Source organism: Microbispora catharanthi (assembly GCF_006334915.2).
In the GTDB taxonomy this organism is placed as follows: domain Bacteria; phylum Actinomycetota; class Actinomycetes; order Streptosporangiales; family Streptosporangiaceae; genus Microbispora; species Microbispora catharanthi.
In genome coordinates this window covers 241,614-262,107 of the sequence record NZ_VDMA02000009.1, presented here as the reverse complement: position 1 = coordinate 262,107, position 20,494 = coordinate 241,614, and the positions used below count along the sequence as shown (strand labels likewise).

The window sequence follows — 20,494 nt, the reverse complement described above, 5'->3', positions numbered from 1 at the left end:
CCACGCCCACATCAGCCGCCGCCTCAAGCACTTCGGTATCGACACATCCCACTTCCTCGGCCAGGCCCACAGGCGGGGGCAGGCCTCGCCGCGACGGAGCCTTCCGGCAGAGGTACTGGTCCTGAACCCCCCGGGCGCTCCCCGCGAGAAGCCCACCAAGCTCCGGCGGGTGTTGCGCGAAGTGGGAGTCCCCTACCGCTGCGCAGACTGTAAGATAGGCGGCACTTGGCACGGCCGGCCGCTGACATTGCACATCGACCACATCAACGGAAACTGGCTGGACAACAGAAAAGAGAATCTGAGATTCCTCTGCCCGAACTGCCATTCTCAAACCGAGAATTTCGCAGGAAAAGGAAGAGGAAAAGGGGTCGTAGTCCAACGGCAGGAGACCGCGGCTTTAGGTGCCGTACAGTGCGGGTTCGAATCCCGCCGGCCCCACAACAAATCAATTGAAGATAACGGCGCATCGAATACCGTCGAAGAAGTCGATTCTTTCAGCCGAGAGAAGGCGCCCGCGAAGATGGCCGTGATGGTCACCGCGGACGACCTCGCCTTTCTCGAGCGTCTCGTGTCGACGCAGGGCGCCCCGTCGCGGTCCTCCGCCATCCGGACGGCGATCGCCCTGCTCCGCGCTCAGAGCGAGCGGGGCTGACCGGCACGGGAGGCTGGAGGTGCTCGGCGGGTTCAACCTGAGCGATCCGGACAGGCGCGTGCCGTTCGCCTTGACCCGGGCGGACCGGGTGCTCACCGGCGCCGACTTCGACGTGGAATCGATCGTGCGGGCGTCCGACGGCACCTACTGGATCGGCGACGAGTTCGGCCCGTTCCTGCTGCACTTCTCGTCCTCCGGGCGACTCCTCCAGGCCCCGATCCCGCTGCCCGGCGTGATGGCGCCGGAGAATCGAACCTGAACGGCGGCCAGCCCAACACCCGCAGCAGCAAGGGGTTCGAGGGCATGGCCCGCTCGGTCGACGGCCACCGCCTCCACCCCCTGCTGGAGGGGACGGTGGACGGCGACACGCCCGGCGACCTGCGCATGTACGACTTCGACCTGCGCACGGGCAGGTACGGCACGACCTGGTGGACCTACCGGCTGGAGTCGCCCTCGAACGCCATCGGAGACGCGATCGCGGTCGACGACCACCGGTTCCTGGTCATCGAGCGGGACAACGAGCAGGGTGACGCCGCCGCCTTCAAGCGCATCTACCTGGCCGACGCGGCCGACCGGGACCACGACGGCCGCATGGACAAGACCCTCGTCGCCGACCTGCTGAACCTCGCCAACCCGAAGGGCATCGGCGGTTTCGGCCGGACGTTCCGCTTCCCGTTCCAGACGATCGAGGACGTGGCCCTGCTCGACGACCGCACTCTCGCGGTGCTGAACGACAACAATTTCCCGTTCTCATCCGGCCGTGCGGCGGGCAAGGCCGACGACGACGAGTACATCACCGTACGGCTCTCGCGTCACCTGCACGCCGACCGGCGTGCGCTCCAGTGATCGGCCGGGCGACCAACCCGGGGACGTCGCTCATCCGGTTCGCTCATCCGGTGACCGTACGGATCCCGTGAACGCGGCGATCCCGTAGGTGCCGTGAAACGCACGGAAAACCCGTAGGCGCGCGCCGGCCCCTCCGCCGGCGCGCACCTACCGGAACTCCGGAAGGAAGCCTCAGCCGGGCGCCTGGCAGCGCACTCCGGCGTCGGTCTGCCTGCACCAGGGAGGCAGACCGTCCTGGGACTGCGGCGCGTCCTGACCGTAGCCGCGAGGGAAGAAACGCTGCCGGTCTCCTCCACCGTCCCAGCTCGTCCCCGCGTCCGCCCGGTCCCAGGCCATGCCGGTGACGGCCACGATGCCACCGCCGAGGAGTGCTCCGACGATCGCGGACGCCACGCCGACGGCGACGAGCTGCCCGGCGTGTCCACGGGGAAGCCGGGCCGCCAGGCGCGCGGGGGCGCCGGGCCGCGGGGCCGACGCGAACCGTTGCCGCGGGTCCTGCCAGCCCGGGGCGCTCCATCCCGCGCCGCCGGGGCCGAAGGCATACCCGCTGCCGCTCGGAGGCGCGCTCGCGGGTCCCGATCCGGGCCGGCCCGGGCCCGCGGGGCCTGCCCAGGTCGAATACGGCCCTGCCGCGCCATGCCTGTTCCCGGGGCCGGACCATGGCGAACCCGGCCCAACGCCCCCGGACGTGTTCGCCGGGCTGGTCCAAGGTGATGCGGGATTGCTCCGAGGTGGCAGTGGCGCGGTCGGCCCGGTCGGCCCAGCCGGCCCGGTCGACGAAGTGGACCCGGTCGGCGCAGGTGCGACCAGCCCGGCTCCGGCCGGCCCGGTTGGCGCGCCCGGCGCAGCGGGCTCGGCCGGCGCAGCGGGCTCGGCCGGTGCAGCGGGCTCCGCTGATCCGCTGGTCGCGGTCGGCTCACTCGGCCCGGCCGGCCCGGTTTCCGGCTCCGGGCGCGGGCCGCGCGGCTCGTCCCCTGCGCCGCGCGACGCCGCGTCCTGATCCGCCATCCCAATCTCCCTTTACCCGCTTCACAGAAGCGTTCCCGAGGACAAGGATGCGTCGCGATCCGTAAGAACGGCGTAAGCGCGGCGGGCGGCTGCGACCTGAGTCGTACCGCCGTATCCGCCGCAAGGGTGAGACCTTTCTGAGCAGCCGATACATATGGTTGGGTACGTGTTCGGCAGACTGCGCGCCTGGACCCGGCGCCACAGCAAGCTCGTGGACGCGCTCACGGTCTCCCCGCTGGCGCTGTTGAGTCTGGTCACCGTCGAGGCCTTCAGCCGGACCGGCTCGCTCGGGGCGCGGCAGGTCGGCGTGCCCGGGCTGCTGCTGCTGTCGGCCGCGCTCATCATTCCGCTGACATGGCGCCGCGACCACCCCCGTGAGGTGTTCGCGGCGGTCGCCGCCGTCAGCTTCGTCCAGTGGCTGCTCGACGTCGTCGTCCTGCCCGCCAACATCGCGGTGCTCGTCGCCGTGTACGGCGTCGCCTCGCGCTGCACGCTCCGGTGGGCGCTGGCCGCCGGGGCGGTCGCCGAACTCGGGCTGCTGCTGGCGATGCTGCGCTGGTCTCCCGACGCCGGCCAGGCATGGCCGTCGTCTTCGGCCTTCATCGTCGCCGTCTGGATCGCCGGGATCTACGCCAACACCCGCCGCCGCTATGTGGAGGGCCTGGTCGAACGCGCCGAGCGGGCCGAGCGGGAACGCGACCAGCAGGCGCGCATCGCCGCCGCGGCCGAGCGCGCCCGCATCGCCCGCGAACTGCACGACGTGGTTGCGCACAACGTCAGCGTGATGGTCGTCCAGGCCGACGGCGCGGGATACGCCATCGACGGCGACCCCGAGCAGGCCCGGCGCGCGATGCAGGCGATCTCGGCGACCGGGCGGCAGGCGCTGGCCGAGATGCGCAGGCTGGTGGGCGTGCTGCGGCAGGACGCGGGCAGCCCGGCGGAGGAGTACGCTCCGCAGCCCGGCGTCGCCCAGCTCGGCGACCTGATCAGGCAGGTCAGGGACTCGGGGCTGCCGACCGAGTTCACCGTGTCCGGCACCGCGCGAACCCTGCCGGAGGGCGAGCAGCTCGCCGTCTACCGGATCGTGCAGGAGGCGTTGACGAACACGCTCAAGCACGGCGGTCCGGGCACACGGGCCTGGGTGGAGATGACGTACGGCAGGGGCGAGATCGAGCTGAGGATCAGCGACGACGGCAGGGGCGCCGCGGCGCCGCGTCTGGTCGGCGGGCACGGGCTGATCGGCATGCGGGAGAGGGCGGCGATGTACGGCGGAAGCGTCGAGGCGGCCCCCCGGTCCGGCGGCGGGTTCCGGGTGGTCGTCCGGATTCCCGTCGGGGTGGCCGCGTGACCCGACGCGACCGTCCGTTCACCGCGGTGACCGGCCCGCCCCCGGCCGCGGTGTCCGGCCGTCCCCGGACCACGGTGACCCGGCTGTCTCCCGACCGCGTACGGTTACGGGGATCGCGGCGATGACGAGCGGAGCGGAGCGGCAGTGATACGCGTCATGCTGGTGGACGACCAGGAACTGGTGCGGACCGGGTTCCGGATGGTCCTCGGCGCGCAGCCGGACATCGAGGTCGTGAGCGAGGCGGCGGACGGGCTGGCGGCCGTCGAGGCGCTGCGCACGGTCGAGGCGGACGTGGTCCTCATGGACGTCCGCATGCCGCGGATGGACGGGGTGGAGGCGGCCCGCGTGATCTGCGCGGCGCCGGACGGTCCCAAGGTGCTGATCCTGACGACGTTCGACCTCGACGAGTACGCGTTCGCCGCGATCAAGGCGGGCGCGGCGGGGTTCCTGCTGAAGGACGTGCCGCCGGCCGAGCTGATCAGTGCGATCCGGTCGGTCCACTCCGGCGACGCGGTGGTCGCGCCGAGCACGACCCGCCGCCTGCTCGACCGTTTCGCCGTGCTCCTGCCGGACGGGGACGCGCGGCGGCAGGACGCGGGCGTGCTGACGGCGCGGGAGCGGGAGGTGATGGTCAACGTGGCCCGCGGCCTGTCGAACTCCGAGATCGCGGCGCGGCTGCATCTCGCGGAGGCGACCGTGAAGACCCACCTCGGCCGGATCCTGGCCAAGCTGGGGCTTCGCGACCGGGCCCAGGTGGTCGTCTACGCGTACGAGACCGGTGCGGTCTCCCCCGATCATCCGCGGGGCTGAGACCGGACTACCTCACAAGTCGCACACGTCCCGGCGGGCCGGTCCCGGGGCCGCACGCCGAGAACGTCCGCGAGGCCGAGGAAACGCCCTGATCACGGCCATAGCGTGGCGTCATGACCACAACAACCCAGGTTCGCACCGCCGTCGTCGCGCGGGAAGTGACGAAGGTGTACGGCGAGGGCGACGCGGCCGTGCACGCGCTGCGCGGCATCGATGTCGGCTTCGCCGCGGAGGAGTTCACCGCGATCATGGGGCCGTCCGGCTCCGGCAAGTCCACACTGATGCATTGTCTGGCCGGATTGGACACCGTGACGGACGGGCAGGTGATCATCGGTGATGTCGAGATCACCGGTCTGAACGACAAGCAGCTCACGCTCCTGCGGCGCGAGCGCGTCGGTTTCATCTTCCAGGCGTTCAACCTGCTGCCGACGCTGACGGCCGAGCAGAACATCCGACTCCCGTTGGAGATCGCGGGCCGCCAGGCCGACCAGGCGTTGTTCGACCGCGTGATCGAGACGGTCGGCCTGCGGGACCGGCTCAGGCACAAGCCGAGCGAGCTGTCGGGCGGCCAGCAGCAGCGCGTCGCCGTGGCGCGGGCGCTCATCAGCAAGCCCCAGGTGATCTTCGCCGACGAGCCGACCGGCAACCTCGACTCGCGCAGCGGCGCCGAGGTGCTGGCGTTCCTGCGCAGGTCCGTACGCGAGCTCGGGCAGACGATCGTGATGGTGACGCACGACCCCGTGGCGGCGTCGTACGCCGACCGGGTGGTCTTCCTGCGCGACGGGCTGCTGGTGAGCGAGGTCGAACGGCCGACGCCGCAGACCGTGCTCGACACGCTGATGGCGCTGGAGGCCTGAGCCGTGTTCAGGACCACCCTCACCGGGCTCCTGGCGCACCGCCTGCGCCTGGTGCTCACCTCTCTGGCGATCGTGCTCGGGGTCGGCTTCATCGCGGGCACGTTCGTGCTCACCGACACCATCGACGCCGGGTTCACCCAGTCGTTCGCCGCGGACGCCGACAAGGTGGACGTGGTGGTGACGCCCAAGGACGACGCCGGGCCCGACGGGAACCTGCCGGAGAGCGCGCTCGCCGCGGTCAAGGCGGTGCAGGGTGTCAAGGACGCCCAGCCGATGGTGTCCGGGGACGCGCCGCTGATCGGCAAGGACGGCAAGGTCGTGGGGGACTCCCCCACCGCCGGGGTGTCCATCCCGGCGAACCGCATCAAGATCACCTCTGGGAGGGCCCCCTCCGCCGCCGGCGAGGCGGTGCTCGACAAGAACACCGCCAAGACGCAGGGGCTCGCGCCCGGAGCCACCGTCACGGTGCTCGACCTGGCCGGCAAGCGACAGGAGTTCCACCTCGTCGGGATCTTCGACGTGGGCCTCGACCAGAACCTCGCCTATCGGGGCGCGGTCGCCTTCACTCCCGACACGGCGCGGCGCGTCACCGGCGCCAAGGGCTTCACCGAGATCGACGTCGTCTCCTCGGGACCCTCGCCGGAGAGCCTGCGTACGGCCGTCGCGGCGGCCGTGGGCGACGCGAAGGCCGTGACCGGGCGGGAACGCGCCGACGAGGTCGCCAAGCGCAACCACATGGACACGTCCTTCATCCGGCTGGGCCTGCTGCTGTTCGGCGCGGTCGCGCTGCTCGTCGCCGCGCTCGTCATCTACAACACCTTCAACATCCTGGTCGCGCAGCGGATGCGCGAGATGGCGCTGCTGCGGTGCATCGGCGCCACCAAGCGGCAGGTCTTCGGCTCGATCGTGCTGGAGTCGGCCGTGGTCGGCCTGCTGTCGTCGGTGCTCGGCCTGCTGACGGGCCTCGGCCTCGGGGCCGCCGCGGTCGCCGTGCTGCGGGCCGTCGGAACGGACATCCCCACGGGCACCGTGAGCCTGTCCCCGCAGACGATCGCCGTCGGCATGTGCACCGGCGTCGTCATGACGATGGCCGCCGCCCTGCTCCCGGCGCGGCAGGCCACCCGCGTGCCGCCCGTCGCGGCGCTGCGCACGCAGGTCGAGGAGCACGCGTTCCGCGCCGGGGTCGTACGGGTGGTCGTCGCCGCCCTGTTCGTGCTGGCCGGGGCCGGCCTCACCGCGGCGGGCATGCTGCAGAAGCCGGGCCAGGCGGCGCTGCTGGCGGTCATGGCGGGTGGCGTGCTCGTGTTCTTCGCGGTGCTCATCCTCGGCCCGGTGATCGTACGGCCGCTGAGCGGGCTGGCCGGCTGGGTGCCCGCGCGGCTGTTCGGCGTGCCGGGACGGCTCGCCGTGGACAACGCGCGGCGCAACCCCAAGCGGGCGGCGACCACGACGGTGGCCCTGACCGTCGGCGTGACGCTGATGACGTTCATGGCGGTCCTGACCTCCACGGTGCGGACCACCGTGAGCGGCCAGCTCGACCAGCAGTTCCCCGCCGACTACATCCTGTCCTCGCAGACGGGCACGATCCCCCGCTCGGTCGCCGACACGCTGCGCGCGAACCGCGACCTGGCCGCGGTGACCGAGTTCCGCGGGAAGAAGGCCAAGGTGAACGGCCGCGAGTTCGAGGTGGGCACGGTCACCCAGTCGGCCATCGGCACCGCCATCAAGCCGGAGGCGTCGTCCGGCACCATGGACGGCTTCGGCGCGGGCGAGGTCGCGGTGGCCGACTACGTGGCCCGGGACCTCGGCGTCAAGGTGGGCGACACCGTGACCGTCGCGTCAGGCGGCCGGAAGACCCCTCTCAAGGTCGTGGCGGTGCTGAAGGCCGACGTGTCCCTGCTTCCGTCGTTCACCATGACCGAGCAGGCGTTCGAGCGGCAGTTCGGCACGGTGGGCGACGCGCAGATCCTGGTGGACGCCGCCGACGGCGTGGCCCCCGAGCGGGCGCGCAAGGTCGTGGACGACGCCACGGCGGCCTACCCGGCGGTCAAGGTCGGCAGCACCACCGAGATCCGCGGCCAGTTCGACGAGGCCATCGACTCGATCCTTATGATCATCACCGGGCTGCTGGCCCTCGCGATCGTCATCTCACTGCTCGGCATCGCGAACACGCTGTCGCTGTCGGTGCACGAGCGCACCCGCGAGTCCGCGCTGCTGCGCGCCCTGGGCCTGACCCGGCCGCAACTGCGGGGCATGCTCTCGGTCGAGGCGCTGATCCTCGGCCTGGTGGGCGCGATCGTCGGCGTCCTGCTCGGCATCGCGTACGGCTGGGCGGCGACGGCGACGCTCACGGAGAACGTCTCCTTCCAGCTCCCGATCGGGCAGATCCTGATCTTCATCGCCGCCTCGGGCCTGGCCGGAGTGCTCGCCGCGGTGCTGCCCGCCCGCCGTGCGGCCCGGGCCTCGGTCGTCGGGGCGCTGGCCGCCTCCTGACCGCCGCTCGCCCCGTCCCGGCCGGGTCGGCACGGGGCCGCCCGGGCCGCCCGCGCGAGCGGGTGCCCCGGGCGGCGCTCACACACGGGCCGTCACAGGCGGCGGCCCTGGCGGTCGATCACCACCGCGAAGACCCCGGTGACGTCCTCGTACGGCGGTTCCACGGCCATGTGACCCCGCTGGGCGTCGATCCACAGGACCTCGCCCCGGCAGTTGACGGCGTTCCACGCGTGGCTGCCTCCCCCGGCCCAGCGGGTGATGAGGACGGCGGCGGCACCGTGACCACCGAAGATCAGCCGCTGCGCGATCGCCACGTACGCCCGGCGGCCGTGGCCCACGTATTCGAAGCGGTGCCCGAGCCACTCCTCGGCGCGGGCGACGCCTCCGGTCTCCCCGGTCAGCAGCGGGCGTCCCGACCCGTCGTACTCCGGCTGCCTGCGTGCCGCCACGACGGGCTCGCCGTGCCAGGTGGACATCACCGACAGCGCGCAGTCGACGGCGTTGTTGGACCTGAACGCGTCCTCCGTCGGGCCTTCGGCGTTGATCAGGCGGATCCAGGTGCCGCGCGGGTCCGGGAAGCGCCCGCTCACCGCCTGCACGAGGCTCACCTGGCCGTCCGGATCCGCCTCGGCCAGGCCGCCGGGCCTGCCGTACGGGCGGGTCTCCTCCAGCCGTCTCGGGCGGCCCGGACAGTCCAGCCAGTCGCGCTCGGTCTCGTCGTGCAGCACGGCCGACCAGAAGTCGTCGGCGTCCGCGAAGTCGCCCGTCTCCGGACCGTCGTCCACGGCCCCGCCGGGCGTCTCCTCGTGCCGCTCGTGCCGCTCGTGCCGCTCGTCCCGGCCCGTCCCCGCCGCCTCGAACGCCGCCGCAGGCGCCGTCTCACCGGGCGGTCGCCCCTGTCCGGCGCCGGCGGCGGTTCCGTTCGGGTGTCCGGAACGCCCCGCCTCGGCCGCGGCCCTGTCCGCCTGCACGGTGATTCTCGGTGCGGGCGCGGTCTCCGCGAGCCACTCGCCCTGTCCGGTCTGGGCACCGGCGTCGTGTCCCGCCCCAGACAGCAACTCGGGCAGCAACTCGGGCAGCGGCTCGGGCAGCGGCTCGCCCGGCCGATCGCCTTCGACGGACGCCACGGCCGTCGAGGTCTCGTCTGCCGCCGCACCGTCCCGCGTTCCGACGACGGCGATCTCCAGGTGATCCCCGGGCTCGGCCGGATCCTCGACGTCGTCCCCGTGCTCGGCGTCGTCGGCCCCCGCGTCGGCCCCCGCGTCGGCCTCGACATCGGCCGCCTCGATCCCGGCGGCCGGGCGCGTTTCCATGTGCGCGAGATCACCGGAGCCGGGCGAGCCGGACTCCCCCGGGCCTGCGTCGCACGGGCCCGAGTCAGGCGAGCCGGGCTCCCCCGAGCCGGACTCCCCCGAGCCGGACTCTTCCAGCGGCGGCGAGCCGTCGGGTGCGGCGTCGGCGGCGGTTCCCGCGGCAGCTTCCCCGGCGGTGTCCTCGGCCGCCGCCTCTTCCGTCACCTCTCCCGCCACCTCCCGGGCCTCCCCGGCGTCCTCGAAGTCCCCGAACTCCTCAGAGTCCTCGGCGTCGTCCGGGTCCCCGGTGTTCCGAGTGTTCCCGGCGCCGGCGGGCGTCGCGGCGGGGACGGCTTCCCGGGGGTCTGGCGACCCTGCTTCCCGAGGGTCTTGCGACCCTGCGCGCCGTCCGGCCGGCGCCCCCAGGCCATGGCCCCCGCGTCCCCCGATCTCGCCGTTCCTGGCGGCCGGCACCACCGGCATGGTCACGGTGTCCACGCCCAGCGGCAGCGCCGCGAGCCGCACTTCCAGGCGGCGGTCCTCCAGCGAAGGAGCAGGCGCCTCGGCGGCCTGCTCGTAGTCCCGCCATCGCCGGCCGTCGGCCGATACGACCGGGTTGTACACACCGGACGGCAACCGCCACCTCGCATGCCGGCGCGCCCTGTCCTGGTTCACGCGCTTGGCCCCCCTCCTCGCGCCCATCAGGGTGCCGATGGTAGAGGCGGGCCGTCCGGGGCACGGCGGGTTTTCCCAACTCCAGACCCGGCTCTCGATCGGGAGACCGCGCGGGGGACGGTCAGCGGGCCGTGACGGTGACGGTGTGGTGGCCGGTGGCGCCGTCGGGGGCGGGCGGGACCTCGTCCGCGGTCTGGGTGTAACCGGTCGCGTCGGTGGCTCGCACGGAGATCGTGTGCCGGCCCGGCGTCAGGTCCAGGTCGAGCGACCACTGCCGCCAGGTGTCGGGGCCGGGCACGTCGGCGAGCCTCGCCTGCCGCCACGCGCCGCCGTCCGCCTGCACCTCGACCGCGTCGACGCCGCGGTGCTGTGCCCAGGCGACGCCCGCCACGGTCGTACGGCCCGCCGTGACCTCGTCCCCGTCTCGGGGCAGGTCGATCCTGGACTGGGTCTTGATCGGGCCCCGGGGGGCCCAGCCGCGCGGCGTCCAGTAGGCCTCTTCCCGGTCGAACCGGGTGACCCTGATCTCGGTGACCCACTTCGTCGCCGATACGTACCCGTACAGTCCGGGCACGACCTGTCGGACCGGGAAGCCGTGGGCCTCCGGGAGCACCTCGCCGTTCATGGCGACGGCGAGCAGCGCGTCGCGGCCGTCCATGACCACGTCGACCGGTGTGCCGCAGGTCCAGCCGTCCTCGGAGACGCTGAGCAGCATGTCGGCCTCGCTGCGGATCCCGGCCTCGCGCAGCACGTCGGCGAGCCGGGCGCCGAGCCAGCGGGCGTTGCCGGCGTACGGCCCGCCGACGTCGTTGGACACGCAGGTCAGCGTGACGTCCGCCTCCGTCAGGGGGCGTTTGAGCAGATCGGCGAAGGTCACCTCGACCGGCCTGTCCACCAGCCCGTGGATCTTCAACGTCCAGCGGGCCGGGTCCACCGACGGCACGACGAGGGCGGTGTCCACACGGTAGAACTCCGCGTTGGGCGTGACGAACGGCGCGAGGCCGGGAATCCGCAGGTCCGCCCCGGCGGGGATCGGCGCGGCCGGGCGCGCCGCGCGCGGCAGCAACCTGGCCACGCCGCGCCGGGCCAGTTCGGCGTCCTTGGTGCCCGACAGCAGCCATCCGCCGAGACCGGCGGCGCCCGCCACCGCGACCCCCGCGGCCGCCCCGGTCAGAAGCCTGCGCCGGTCGAAGGCGTGCGGCGCGGAGTCCGATCCCGCGCCCGGCCCCGCGCCTGGCCCCGTGCCCGCCCGCATGACGGCCGGCAGGGCGGGGCCGGGCTCCGCCGCACGGCTCTCCTCCCGCAGGCTCGCGGCTCTCGTGCGCTCAGCCGACGACGATCCTGCCGGCGCGGGCGCCGTCAGGACCGTGTCGCCCATGCCCTGGTCGGCGGCCCGGCTGGCGGCCACGTACTCTTCCTCGCCACTGCCCATGGCGCGGCGCGTCAGGCGCGACAGGGTCCAGGCGCCGGCCGCGGCGCCCGCGATCGAGGGCAGGACGTGCGCCACCCCGGCGTCCGGACGGGACAGCGCAGCGGCGGCGCCGACGAGGCCGAACAGGGCCAGTCCCAGCGTGCCGTACGCCGCCCGGCGGCGGGCGAGCAGGCCGAGACCGGCGGCGACGAGTGCGAGCACGACGACGATGCCGCCGAGCAGGACCGGCTTGTCGTTGGAGCCGAAGGTGCGGATCGCCCATTCCTTGAGGCCGGCGGGCGTGGCGTCGACCACCGCGCCGCCCACGGCGACGACCGGCGCGGCGCCGGGATCGATCAGACCGGCGACGATCTGGGCCGCCCCGAGCGCCACCGCGCCGGCGACGAGGCCGGTCAGCGCGGCCGCCCAGGCGGGCATGCGGGTGCCTGCTGCGTTCACCTTCCGAACGCTACGCCCGCCCGGCCGCCGGCGGTCTTACGGCGGTATTACGAGACGACCTCGGCGATCACCGGGGCGATCGCCCGGAACGCCTTGCCCCGGTGGCTGATCGCGTTCTTCTCCTCGGCCGACATCTCGGACGTCGTGCGGGTCTCGCCGTCCGGCACGAAGATCGGGTCGTAGCCGAAGCCGCCGGTGCCGCGCCGTTCGCGGATGAGGTGGCCGTGCACGGCCCCCTCCACCACGTGCTCCTCCCCCGTCGGCAGCGCGAGCGCGGCCGTGCAGGCGAAGTGGGCCTGACGGCGGCCGTCCGGCACGTCGGCGATCTGCGCGAGCAGCAGGTCGAGGTTGGCGTCGTCGTCGCCGTGGCGGCCCGACCAGCGGGCGGAGAAGATGCCCGGCATGCCGTTCAGCGCCTCGACGCACAGGCCGGAGTCGTCGGCGATCGCGGGCAGGCCGCTCTGCGAGGCGACCGCGTGCGCCTTGAGCAGCGCGTTCTCCGCGAACGTGAGGCCGGTCTCCGCCACGTCGCCGATGTGCGGGAACGCTTCCAGGCCGACGAGTTCGACCGGCACACCGGCGTCGGCGAGGATCCGGCGCAGTTCGACGATCTTCCCGGCGTTCCGGGTGGCCAGAACCACCTTGTTCATGCTGTCGTTCTCCCGTGGATCAGGCGAGGGCCTCGGCCTGCAGGCGGGTGAGCTCCGCGCAGCCGGCCGCGGCGAGGTCGAGCAGGCCGTTGAGCGCCGTCCGGTCGAACGGCGTGCCCTCGGCGGTGCCCTGCACCTCGACGTAGTCGCCCCTGCCGGTCATCACCACGTTCATGTCGGTCTCGGCCTTGACGTCCTCGCTGTAGTCGAGGTCGAGCATCGGCTCGGTGCCGACGACGCCGACCGAGACGGCGGCGACCGAGTTCACCAGGGGGTCGCCGGGACACATCCGGCGCTGCCGCATCCACGCGATCGCGTCCGCGAGGGCGACGTACGCGCCGGTGATGGCGGCGGTGCGGGTGCCGCCGTCGGCCTGCAGCACGTCGCAGTCGAGCAGGACGGAGTTCTCCCCCAGGGCCTTGTAGTCGACACAGGCCCGCAGGGACCTGCCGATCAGCCGGGAGATCTCGTGGGTGCGCCCGCCGATCTTGCCGCGGACCGACTCGCGGTCGTTGCGCGTGTTGGTCGACCGGGGCAGCATGGCGTACTCGGCCGTCACCCAGCCAAGACCGCTGCCCTTGCGCCAGCGGGGCACGCCGCTTTCCACCGTCGCGGCGCACAACACCCTGGTGCCCCCGAACTCCACCAGTACGGAACCCTCCGCGTGGGCGAGCCAGTTCCGGGTGATGGTCACGGGGCGAAGCTGGTCGGAACGACGACCGTGTGAACGAGCCATACGGGTCACCCTAGGTCATACACGGCCCCGCTCCGCGCCAACTCCATCGGGCCGGCGAAGCCGCCGCGCGAGGCGTCCTCCAGGATGCGGGACTTGTCGTACCAGGGGACGAGATGGGTGAGGACGAGCGCGCCGGCCTCGGCGCGGGCGGCGTGCTCGGCCGCCTGCCTGCCGCTCAGGTGCAGGCCGGGGGTCAGGCCGGGCTCGTCGAGGAAGGACGCCTCGCACAGCAGCACGTCGGCCTCGTGGGCGAGCTTGACCAGCTCGGCCGACTCGCCGGTGTCCGCCGAGTACGCGACGGAACGGCCCTGGTGGGTGACGCGGAAGCCGTAGGTCTCCACCGGGTGGTTCATCGGGGCGGCCGTCACCTCGAACGGGCCGACGTGCCGGGTGCCGGGCGACAGCCGTACGAAGTCGAAGGAGTTCTCCAGGACGGGCTCGTCCGGCATCGCGTACGCCGCGTTGAGCCGCTTGGAGGCGCCGGCGGGGGCGTGGACGGGCAGCTTCGGCAGCGGGCCGTCGGGGGTGTAGGTGCGCACGACGTGGTAGGCGCACAGGTCGAGGCAGTGGTCGGCGTGCAGGTGGGACAGGAGGATGGCGTCGACGTCGTAGAGCCCGGCGTGCCGCTGCAGCGCACCCAGCGAACCGTTGCCGAAGTCGAGCAGCAGCCGGAAGCCCTCGGCCTCCAGCAGGTAGCAGGAGGACGGGCTGTCGGGGCCGGGGAAGCTGCCCGAGCACCCGATGATCGTCAACTTCATCGCGAACTCCCTACGCCGCTGACGTCGCCGATGCCGGAGGCGGTCCGCTCCACCGACTGGAGCTCGGGACCGAGGAAGCGCTGCCCGAGCCGTTCGAACAGCTCGGTGTCGCCGGTCGCCCGGAAGCGGTGCCTCGGCTCGCCCGCGCCGTTGGACAGCCCGCGGTCGTGCAGGATGCGGTAGACGTCCTTGGCCGTCTCCTCGGCGCTGGACACCAGCGTGACCCCGTCCCCGGCGACGTACGACAGGGCGCCGGTGAGCAGCGGGTAGTGCGTGCAGCCGAGGATGAGCGTGTCGCAGCCCGCGTCCTGGACCGGCTTGAGGTAGCCCCTGACCACCTCGATGAGCTCCTCGCTCATCGTCTCGCCCCGTTCGACGAACTCCACGAGCAGGGGGGCGGCCACCGCGACCAGTTCCACGTCGGGGGCGGCGGCGAAGGCGTCGTGATAGGCCATCGACTCGATGGTGGCCCGCGTGGCGATCACGCCGACCCTGCCGTTCCTCGTGGCGCGCACGGCCCGCCGGGTGGCGGGCTGGATCACCTCGACGACCGGGACGTCGTAGCGCTCCCTGGCGTCCCTGAGCACGGCCGAGCTCGCGCTGTTGCACGCGATGACCAGCATCTTCACGTCGTGCTCGACCAGGTGGTCCATGACCTCCAGCGCGTACGCGCGGAGCTCGGCGATCCTCTTGGGCCCGTAGGGCTGGTTGGCCGTGTCGGCCACGTAGAAGATCGATTCGTGGGGCAGCTGGTCGATGATCGCCCGGGCGACGGTCAGGCCGCCCACCCCGCTGTCAAAGATCCCGATCGCCCTGGTGTTGTCCTCCGGCACGCTTCCCAAGGTTAGGGGACTGATCCCCGCCGCTGACGGTAAGAATGCTCACACCGCGCGCCGGGCGGCGGGCAGGCGCGGCGATCGAACAACGCGTGCCGAAGGCGCGGCGATCGAACAGCCCGCTGGAGTGAACCCAGCTCAGCCGCGGCCCAGACGCGCGATCTGGCGGGACTGGGCGACCAGCCGGCCCGCCGAGTCCCACACCTCGACCTCCTCGTCGAACCAGCCGTCGCTGATCAGCCGTCCGCCGCCGATCAGGGTCAGCCACCCCGGCGCGGGCAGGGCCCGCAGGTGCCAGGTCAGCTCCACCGTCGGGGCCCATCCCCGCGCCCCCGCCGAGAACACGACCGGCGGCAGCGCGTCCACCGCGAGCGCCAGCACGTACGGGTCGGGGTCCTGCGGCTCGGCCAGCCGGAAGTACGCCCGCGACTCGGGCCGTCCGGTCGGCGCGCCGGTGAGCCAGCCGATCGTGGGCGGGTCGAACGCGAGCTCCATCTGGGCGCTGAAGTTCATGTTCGACTGGGGCTTGGGTTGGGGCAGGCGCACGCAGTCCGCGAGGTCCGGCATGGCGGCGGAGGGGCCGTCCGCCCAGTCGGGGGCCGCCTCCCCGTCCAGCGTCGCGGTCGTGACGAGCATCTCGATGAACGACTCGCCGTCCTGGACGAGCCGCGCCCGGCTCATCGCCGCCGTACGGCCCGTCTTGAGCGGCTCGAGCAGCACCCGGGCCGGGCCGGGCCGGGCCACCCGCAGGAACTGGGCGCTCGTGGAGACGGGGTGCGCGTGCGGCGAGGCGTCCACCACGGCGCGCAGCATCGCGGCCATGAGGTATCCGCCGTTCAGCGGCCCTCCGATGGAGTACCCGTCGTCGAGACACACGTCATAAGTGGTGTCGTCGACCCGGATGGCCTGCGTCGCCTCGTCGAACTTGGTCATGCGCCCCTCGCCGCTCTACCGAATATTGTTCTGCTCATTACTCTAGCGTGGCGCCCCGGCGGACCGCGCCGTGGGCTCGTGGGGTCGGCACCGGCCCTGCGCCGGGCTTTCACTGGGCTTTCACTGGGCCGGCACCGGGCTTTCTCCGGGGGGCACCGGGCTCGCGGTCAAGCGGGCTGCAAGCGCGTCGCTACCGGCCGGGCCTAGCGTCGCGGCGTACCTGACGACGACGCATGTGAGTGAGCCCCATGTCCCCCGACACCTCCCCGCACACCCCGAGCCCCTGGCAGCCGGGTGACGAACCCGACCTCGACCGCACCGTCGCCTATCGCGTTCCCCGCACCGCCGCGAACGAGGCCCACGAGGCGCACACCGTGCGGCTGCCGTCCTGGACCGAGCCGGAGGAGATCGGCTCCGCCACCGTACCCGGCCCGCCGGCGCCTCCTCAGGACCGGGCCCGCCGGGGGCGCGGCTGGATCCTCGCGCTGGTGGCCGCCGTGCTCGTCGGGGTGGTCGGCGGCGGCGGCGTGTGGGCCGCCTCGAAGCTGAGCGGCGGCGGCACCCAACCGCAGGACGTGCTGCCCGCGAACGCGATGGCCTACGTCCGGCTCGACCTCGACCCGTCGGCCGGGCAGAAGCTCGCGTTGTTCGGCATCGCCCGCAAGTTCTCGGCCACCCGCGACTCCTTCGGCGGCGACGACCCGCGCAAGGCCCTCGTCACCGCGCTGCAGAAGGACGACCAGGACCTCTCGAAGGTCGACTACGCCAGGGACGTCGAACCCTGGCTCGGCGACCGCGTCGGCCTCGCCGTGCTCCCCGCGGACGGCGGCGGCGACCCCGTCGGGGCGCTCGCCGTACAGGTGAAGGACGAGGCGGCGGCCCGGACCGGCATCGCCAAGATGGGCCTCGGCGGCGGCAAGGGCGGCCTGGCCTTCCGCGAGGGGTACGCGATCATCGCCATGAGCCAGAAGCTGGCCGACGAGTACGTCAAGGCGGCGCCGCTGTCCGGCGAGCCGCGCTTCGCCGCCGACCTCGGCGCGCTGGGCGAGCAGGGCGTGCTGTCGTTCTGGATGGACGTGGAGAAGGTCGCCGACGCCGGCTGGAGCGAGGTCGCCGCGACGCCCGTGCTGCAGCAGATCAGGGGCATGCGGTTCGCCGGCGCCCTCCGGTTCTCCGGCGACTACGCCGAACTGGCCGGGATCACCCGCGGCGGGACGGCCGCGTCGGGCCGGCCCGAGCCGGTGAAGATCGGCGAGCTGCCCGCCTCCACGGTCGCGGCGGCCTCGATCTCCGGCCTGGGCGACCTGCTGCGCGAGCAGTGGCCGTCCATCGAACAGACCGCGAGCGGCTCGGGCGGCGAGACGGTCAGGCAGGCCCTCGACGAGGCGCGGACGCAGTATGGCCTGTCCCTGCCGGACGACCTCGCGACGCTGCTGGGCCGCTCCCTCACGCTCGCCCTGGACGAGCGGGACCTCGACGGCGCACAGCCTCGGGTGGGCGCCGTGCTCACGACGGACACCGCCAAGGCGCGCGAGCTGGTGGACCGGGTCAAGGGCCACCTGAACGGCATGGAGAGGTCCGCCGACATCGCCACCGCCGAGGGCGACGGGCGGTTCGTGATCGCGAGCACCCAGGAGTATGCCGACGCGCTGGGCGGCGGCGGCACGCTCGGCGAGAGCGAGACGTTCCGCCTGGCCGTCCCGGACGCCGCGAACGCCACCTACGCCGTGTACGCCGACCTCGACCGGCTGGAGAAGCTGTACCTGGACGGCCTGAACGGCCAGGAGCGCGCCGACGCCGAGAAACTGCGGGCGGTCGGCCTGAGCGGCACCCACGGCGAGGACGGCTCGAGCTTCACACTCCGGGTCGTGTTCAACTGATCCCCATACTCCGGCTCATCCCGCCCGAACCGGATCTCCGGCCCACCCATGCCGGAGCGGGCGGGGTGAGCCGGTCGGCCTTCAGCGGCGATCAGGCCCAGAGCTGGCCTTCGAGCCGGTCCTCCGCCTCGTCGAGGGTGCCCTCGTACGCGCCGGTGGACAGGTATTTCCAGCCGCCGTCGGCCACGATGAACACGATGTCGGCCCGCTCGCCCGCCTGGACGGCCTTGCGGGCCATGCCGAGAGCCGCGTGCAGGGCACAGCCCGTCGAGATGCCCGCGAAGATGCCCTCCGCGGCCAGCAGCTCACGCGTCCGGCGCAGCGCGTCGGCCGAGGTCACCGAGTAGCGGGTGGTCAGCACGGACGCGTCGTACAGTTCGGGCACGAACCCCTCGTCCACGTTGCGCAGGCCGTAGACCAGCTCGCCGTATCGCGGCTCGGCGGCCACGATCCTCACGTCCGGCACGTGCTCGCGCAGGTAGCGGCCGACGCCCATGAGGGTGCCGGTCGTGCCGAGCCCCGCGACGAAGTGGGTCACGGTCGGCAGGTCCGCGAGGATCTCCGGCCCCGTCGACTCGTAGTGGGAGCGCCAGTTGGCGGGGTTGCCGTACTGGTAGAGCATCACCCAGTCGGGATGCTCGGCCGCGAGGCCCTTGGCCACCCGCACCGCCTCGTTGGAGCCGCCCGCGGCCGGCGAGGAGATGATCTCGGCGCCCCACATGCGCAGCAGCTGGCGGCGCTCCTCGGAGGTGTTCTCCGGCATGACGCAGATCAGCTTGTAGCCCTTGAGCCGGGCCGACATCGCCAGCGAGATGCCGGTGTTGCCGGAGGTCGGCTCCAGGATCGTGCAGCCCGGCGTGAGCAGCCCGTCTTTCTCGGCCTGCTCGATCATCCACAGCGCCGGCCGGTCCTTGACCGACCCGGTCGGGTTGCGGTCCTCCAGCTTCGCCCAGACCCGTACGTCGGGGGACGGCGAGAGCCGGGGCAGACCCACCAGCGGGGTGCGCCCGACCGAGTCGATCAACGAGTCGAAGCGCATTCAGCGCGCTCCGCCCGCGACGGCCGGGAGCACGGTCACGGTGTCGCCGTCGGCGACGGGGGTGCCGAGCCCGCCGAGGAAGCGTACGTCCTCGTCGTTGAGGTAGACGTTGACGAAGCGGCGCAGCCCGGACTCGTCCACCAGCCGGTCCTTCAGGCCGGGGTGGCGCGCCTCCAGGTCGCCGATCAGCTCTTCGAGGGTCGATCCCTTGGCGTTGACCGCCTTGGCGCCCTCGGTGTAGCTGCGGAGGATGGTAGGAATGCGGACCTCGATGGCCATGTCGGCTCAATCTCCTTGATCAGTGGTCGTCGTTATGGTGGGCGTCCACCTGCTCTGAACAGGGGCAGGCGGGCGACGATTCCAGCGGTCTTCTTCCCCGGCGCCGAACAGGCGGCCGGATTCAGCGACAGTCGTAGACGACGACAGACGGCGTGTGCGCGAAGAGGAACGCCTGAACAGGAGATTCCGGGCGTACCCGGCGCGACAGGACAGCCGGTGACGACACGGGACGAGCGTCATCGTTAGCCATGGTTCAAGTTTAACCGTACGACTCTATGATCTTGACTTCCTCCTCGGTCACGACACCGTCCACGATCCGGTAGGACCGGAAGGGCGCCTCCTCCTCGGAGGCGGTCGACACCAGCACATAGTGGGCGTCGGGCTCGGAGGCGTAGCTGATGTCCGTACGGGAGGGGTAGGCCTCGGTGGCGGTGTGGGAGTGGTAGATCACGACAGGCACCTCGTCGCGGTCGTCCATCTCCCGCCACACGCGGAACTGCTCCATCGAGTCGAACCGGTAGAACGTCGGGGAACGCTCGGCGTTCTCCATGGGGACGAACCGCTCGGGACGGTCGGACCCGGCGGGCCCGGCCACGACGCCGCACGCCTCGTCGGGGTGGTCGGCCCGGGCATGGGCCACGATCTTGTCGACCAGCTCGCGTGAGATCGTCAGCATGCTGGGAAACCTACCAAAGCGCCCTGACAAGGGTGTCCTGCAGGTAGGTCAGCCAGTCGTAGGTCACGTACGCCGGATAGCGAGGGTCGTCCTCGGACATCGAGGCGATCTCCTCGTGGACCTCCTCGGTGACCTCCAGCCGCACGCCGAGCGCGAGGCGGACGTCGTTGATCGCCCGCAGCCACGCCTGCCCCTGCTCGGCCGTCAGCGTCAGCCTGCCCGGCGCCGCCGTCTCCAGCAGCGTGGTCGCGTCGGCGCGCTTGCCGTCGCGCAGCGTCGCCTCCGTGTAGCGCCGGAACTCCTGCGCCGCGTCCTCGTCGTCGGCGTACGCCGAGGGGAACAGCCGCGCGAGCACGGGGTCGGCCGGCGGGGCCGCCGAGCCGATGCCCAGGGCGCGCTCCAACGGGTCGTCGCCGGTGGTCCCCGGCTCGACCAGGCCGAGCACCTGCGACACCAGCGAGCGCAGGATCGACACCTCGCCCGCGTCGAGTTGGACGGTCACCCCGTCGCGCGTCGCCCGAAATCCCGTGCTCATCATTTGTCCTGCTGAACGGTCGCCCACAGGCCGTAGGAGTGAAGGATCTGCACGTCCCGCTCCATCTCCTCCCGGGTGCCGCTGGCGACGACGGCCTTGCCCTTGTGGTGGACGTCCATCATCAGCTTCTCGGCCTTCTGCCGGGGATAGCCGAACACGGTCTGGAAGACGTACGTGACGTACGACATCAGGTTGACCGGGTCGTTCCACACGATCGTGAGCCACGGCAGATCGGGCCGCACGTCCGACGACGGACGCTCGACCTCGGTTGGAGCTGTGCTACCCACGTACCCATCCTGCACCACGACCGTCGTAGTCTTC

The 20,494-nt window shown here is 72.4% G+C and carries 19 protein-coding genes, 1 tRNA gene and 1 pseudogene; 8 read left to right on the top strand and 13 right to left on the bottom strand.

What is annotated here, in order from left to right:
• Window positions 1-364: 364 nt before the first annotated feature.
• From FH610_RS19470 to FH610_RS19465, 3 genes and pseudogenes are all read left to right on the top strand, one after another.
• Window positions 365-438, top strand: a tRNA-Leu gene (locus FH610_RS19470).
• Between the two features lie 82 nt (window positions 439-520).
• Window positions 521-652: a hypothetical protein gene (locus FH610_RS45245; RefSeq protein WP_276607690.1), complete on the top strand. Its 132-nt coding sequence runs from the start codon at window positions 521-523 to the stop codon at window positions 650-652.
• Window positions 653-671: 19 nt separating this feature from the next.
• A pseudogene (locus FH610_RS19465) lies at window positions 672-1,498 on the top strand (esterase-like activity of phytase family protein).
• 171 nt (window positions 1,499-1,669) lie between these two features.
• On the opposite strand, the gene FH610_RS19460 reads toward FH610_RS19465, so the two are convergent.
• Window positions 1,670-1,891, bottom strand: coding sequence for a hypothetical protein (locus tag FH610_RS19460; RefSeq protein ID WP_139575928.1), 222 nt, complete (start codon window positions 1,889-1,891; stop codon window positions 1,670-1,672).
• Between the two features lie 781 nt (window positions 1,892-2,672).
• On the opposite strand from FH610_RS19460, the gene FH610_RS19455 reads away from it, so the two are divergent.
• From FH610_RS19455 to FH610_RS19440, 4 genes are all read left to right on the top strand, one after another.
• A complete protein-coding gene (locus tag FH610_RS19455; RefSeq protein WP_240809062.1) occupies window positions 2,673-3,854 on the top strand; it encodes a sensor histidine kinase in 1,182 nt (393 codons plus the stop codon).
• A 144-nt stretch (window positions 3,855-3,998) separates the two neighbouring features.
• The gene (locus tag FH610_RS19450; protein ID WP_240809061.1) at window positions 3,999-4,664 is read left to right on the top strand and encodes a response regulator transcription factor; all 666 of its coding nucleotides are present in this window, start codon (window positions 3,999-4,001) and stop codon (window positions 4,662-4,664) included.
• Window positions 4,665-4,777: 113 nt separating this feature from the next.
• On the top strand, window positions 4,778-5,521 hold the full coding sequence (locus FH610_RS19445) for an ABC transporter ATP-binding protein (RefSeq protein ID WP_139575926.1): 744 nt from the start codon (window positions 4,778-4,780) through the stop codon (window positions 5,519-5,521).
• A 3-nt stretch (window positions 5,522-5,524) separates the two neighbouring features.
• Entirely contained in the window at window positions 5,525-8,014 is a 2,490-nt protein-coding gene (locus tag FH610_RS19440) for an ABC transporter permease (RefSeq protein WP_139575925.1), read from the top strand.
• A 92-nt stretch (window positions 8,015-8,106) separates the two neighbouring features.
• Here FH610_RS19440 and FH610_RS44510 read toward each other — a convergent pair whose 3' ends face one another.
• From FH610_RS44510 to FH610_RS19405, 7 genes are all read right to left on the bottom strand, one after another.
• Window positions 8,107-10,008 (bottom strand): toxin glutamine deamidase domain-containing protein, encoded by a 1,902-nt coding sequence (locus tag FH610_RS44510; protein WP_240809060.1) that lies wholly within the window; start codon window positions 10,006-10,008, stop codon window positions 8,107-8,109.
• Between the two features lie 94 nt (window positions 10,009-10,102).
• Complete coding sequence (locus FH610_RS19430) at window positions 10,103-11,851, bottom strand: molybdopterin-dependent oxidoreductase (RefSeq protein ID WP_338104557.1); 1,749 nt, start codon at window positions 11,849-11,851, stop codon at window positions 10,103-10,105.
• 47 nt (window positions 11,852-11,898) lie between these two features.
• Window positions 11,899-12,501: an RdgB/HAM1 family non-canonical purine NTP pyrophosphatase gene (gene rdgB / locus FH610_RS19425; protein WP_139575924.1), complete on the bottom strand. Its 603-nt coding sequence runs from the start codon at window positions 12,499-12,501 to the stop codon at window positions 11,899-11,901.
• A gap of 19 nt (window positions 12,502-12,520) precedes the next feature.
• Window positions 12,521-13,237 carry a ribonuclease PH gene (gene rph, locus FH610_RS19420; RefSeq protein WP_139575923.1) on the bottom strand — a complete coding sequence of 239 codons (717 nt, stop codon included), beginning with the start codon at window positions 13,235-13,237 and terminating at the stop codon, window positions 12,521-12,523.
• Window positions 13,238-13,242: 5 nt separating this feature from the next.
• Window positions 13,243-13,995, bottom strand: a complete 753-nt coding sequence (locus tag FH610_RS19415) for an MBL fold metallo-hydrolase (RefSeq protein ID WP_139575922.1) — start codon at window positions 13,993-13,995, stop codon at window positions 13,243-13,245.
• Window positions 13,992-14,828 (bottom strand): glutamate racemase, encoded by an 837-nt coding sequence (gene murI, locus FH610_RS19410; RefSeq protein ID WP_420813729.1) that lies wholly within the window; start codon window positions 14,826-14,828, stop codon window positions 13,992-13,994. The genes FH610_RS19415 and murI overlap by 4 nt, the downstream gene beginning before the upstream one ends.
• A 141-nt stretch (window positions 14,829-14,969) precedes the next feature.
• Window positions 14,970-15,764 (bottom strand): thioesterase family protein, encoded by a 795-nt coding sequence (locus tag FH610_RS19405; RefSeq protein WP_139575920.1) that lies wholly within the window; start codon window positions 15,762-15,764, stop codon window positions 14,970-14,972.
• A 248-nt stretch (window positions 15,765-16,012) separates the two neighbouring features.
• Between FH610_RS19405 and FH610_RS19400 the strand changes: the two genes are divergently transcribed.
• Window positions 16,013-17,644, top strand: a complete 1,632-nt coding sequence (locus FH610_RS19400; RefSeq protein WP_139575919.1) for a DUF3352 domain-containing protein — start codon at window positions 16,013-16,015, stop codon at window positions 17,642-17,644.
• A 91-nt stretch (window positions 17,645-17,735) separates the two neighbouring features.
• On the opposite strand, the gene FH610_RS19395 is transcribed toward FH610_RS19400, so the two are convergent.
• The 5 genes from FH610_RS19395 to clpS form a co-directional block, all read right to left on the bottom strand.
• A complete protein-coding gene (locus FH610_RS19395) occupies window positions 17,736-18,683 on the bottom strand; it encodes a PLP-dependent cysteine synthase family protein (RefSeq protein ID WP_139575918.1) in 948 nt (315 codons plus the stop codon).
• Window positions 18,684-18,962, bottom strand: coding sequence for a MoaD/ThiS family protein (locus tag FH610_RS19390; protein ID WP_139575917.1), 279 nt, complete (start codon window positions 18,960-18,962; stop codon window positions 18,684-18,686).
• Between the two features lie 259 nt (window positions 18,963-19,221).
• A complete protein-coding gene (locus FH610_RS19385; RefSeq protein ID WP_139575916.1) occupies window positions 19,222-19,638 on the bottom strand; it encodes a M67 family metallopeptidase in 417 nt (138 codons plus the stop codon).
• Window positions 19,639-19,648: 10 nt separating this feature from the next.
• Window positions 19,649-20,173 carry a DUF2017 domain-containing protein gene (locus tag FH610_RS19380; protein WP_139575915.1) on the bottom strand — a complete coding sequence of 175 codons (525 nt, stop codon included), beginning with the start codon at window positions 20,171-20,173 and terminating at the stop codon, window positions 19,649-19,651.
• Complete coding sequence (gene clpS, locus FH610_RS19375; RefSeq protein ID WP_079315320.1) at window positions 20,173-20,460, bottom strand: ATP-dependent Clp protease adapter ClpS; 288 nt, start codon at window positions 20,458-20,460, stop codon at window positions 20,173-20,175. The genes FH610_RS19380 and clpS overlap by 1 nt, the downstream gene beginning before the upstream one ends.
• Between the last annotated feature and the right edge of the window lie 34 nt (window positions 20,461-20,494).

Bases quoted from the DNA above. Each gene is read 5' to 3' on its own strand.
- FH610_RS45245 (WP_276607690.1), top strand. From the start codon at position 521: ATGGCCGTGATGGTCACCGCGGACGACCTCGCCTTTCTCGAGCGTCTC.
- FH610_RS19445 (WP_139575926.1), top strand. From the start codon at position 4,778: ATGACCACAACAACCCAGGTTCGCACCGCCGTCGTCGCGCGGGAAGTG.
- FH610_RS44510 (WP_240809060.1), bottom strand. From the start codon at position 10,008: ATGGGCGCGAGGAGGGGGGCCAAGCGCGTGAACCAGGACAGGGCGCGC.
- rdgB (WP_139575924.1), bottom strand. From the start codon at position 12,501: ATGAACAAGGTGGTTCTGGCCACCCGGAACGCCGGGAAGATCGTCGAA.
- rph (WP_139575923.1), bottom strand. From the start codon at position 13,237: ATGGCTCGTTCACACGGTCGTCGTTCCGACCAGCTTCGCCCCGTGACC.
- FH610_RS19415 (WP_139575922.1), bottom strand. From the start codon at position 13,995: ATGAAGTTGACGATCATCGGGTGCTCGGGCAGCTTCCCCGGCCCCGAC.
- FH610_RS19405 (WP_139575920.1), bottom strand. From the start codon at position 15,764: ATGACCAAGTTCGACGAGGCGACGCAGGCCATCCGGGTCGACGACACC.
- FH610_RS19400 (WP_139575919.1), top strand. From the start codon at position 16,013: ATGTCCCCCGACACCTCCCCGCACACCCCGAGCCCCTGGCAGCCGGGT.
- FH610_RS19395 (WP_139575918.1), bottom strand. From the start codon at position 18,683: ATGCGCTTCGACTCGTTGATCGACTCGGTCGGGCGCACCCCGCTGGTG.
- FH610_RS19390 (WP_139575917.1), bottom strand. From the start codon at position 18,962: ATGGCCATCGAGGTCCGCATTCCTACCATCCTCCGCAGCTACACCGAG.
- FH610_RS19385 (WP_139575916.1), bottom strand. From the start codon at position 19,638: ATGCTGACGATCTCACGCGAGCTGGTCGACAAGATCGTGGCCCATGCC.
- FH610_RS19380 (WP_139575915.1), bottom strand. From the start codon at position 20,173: ATGAGCACGGGATTTCGGGCGACGCGCGACGGGGTGACCGTCCAACTC.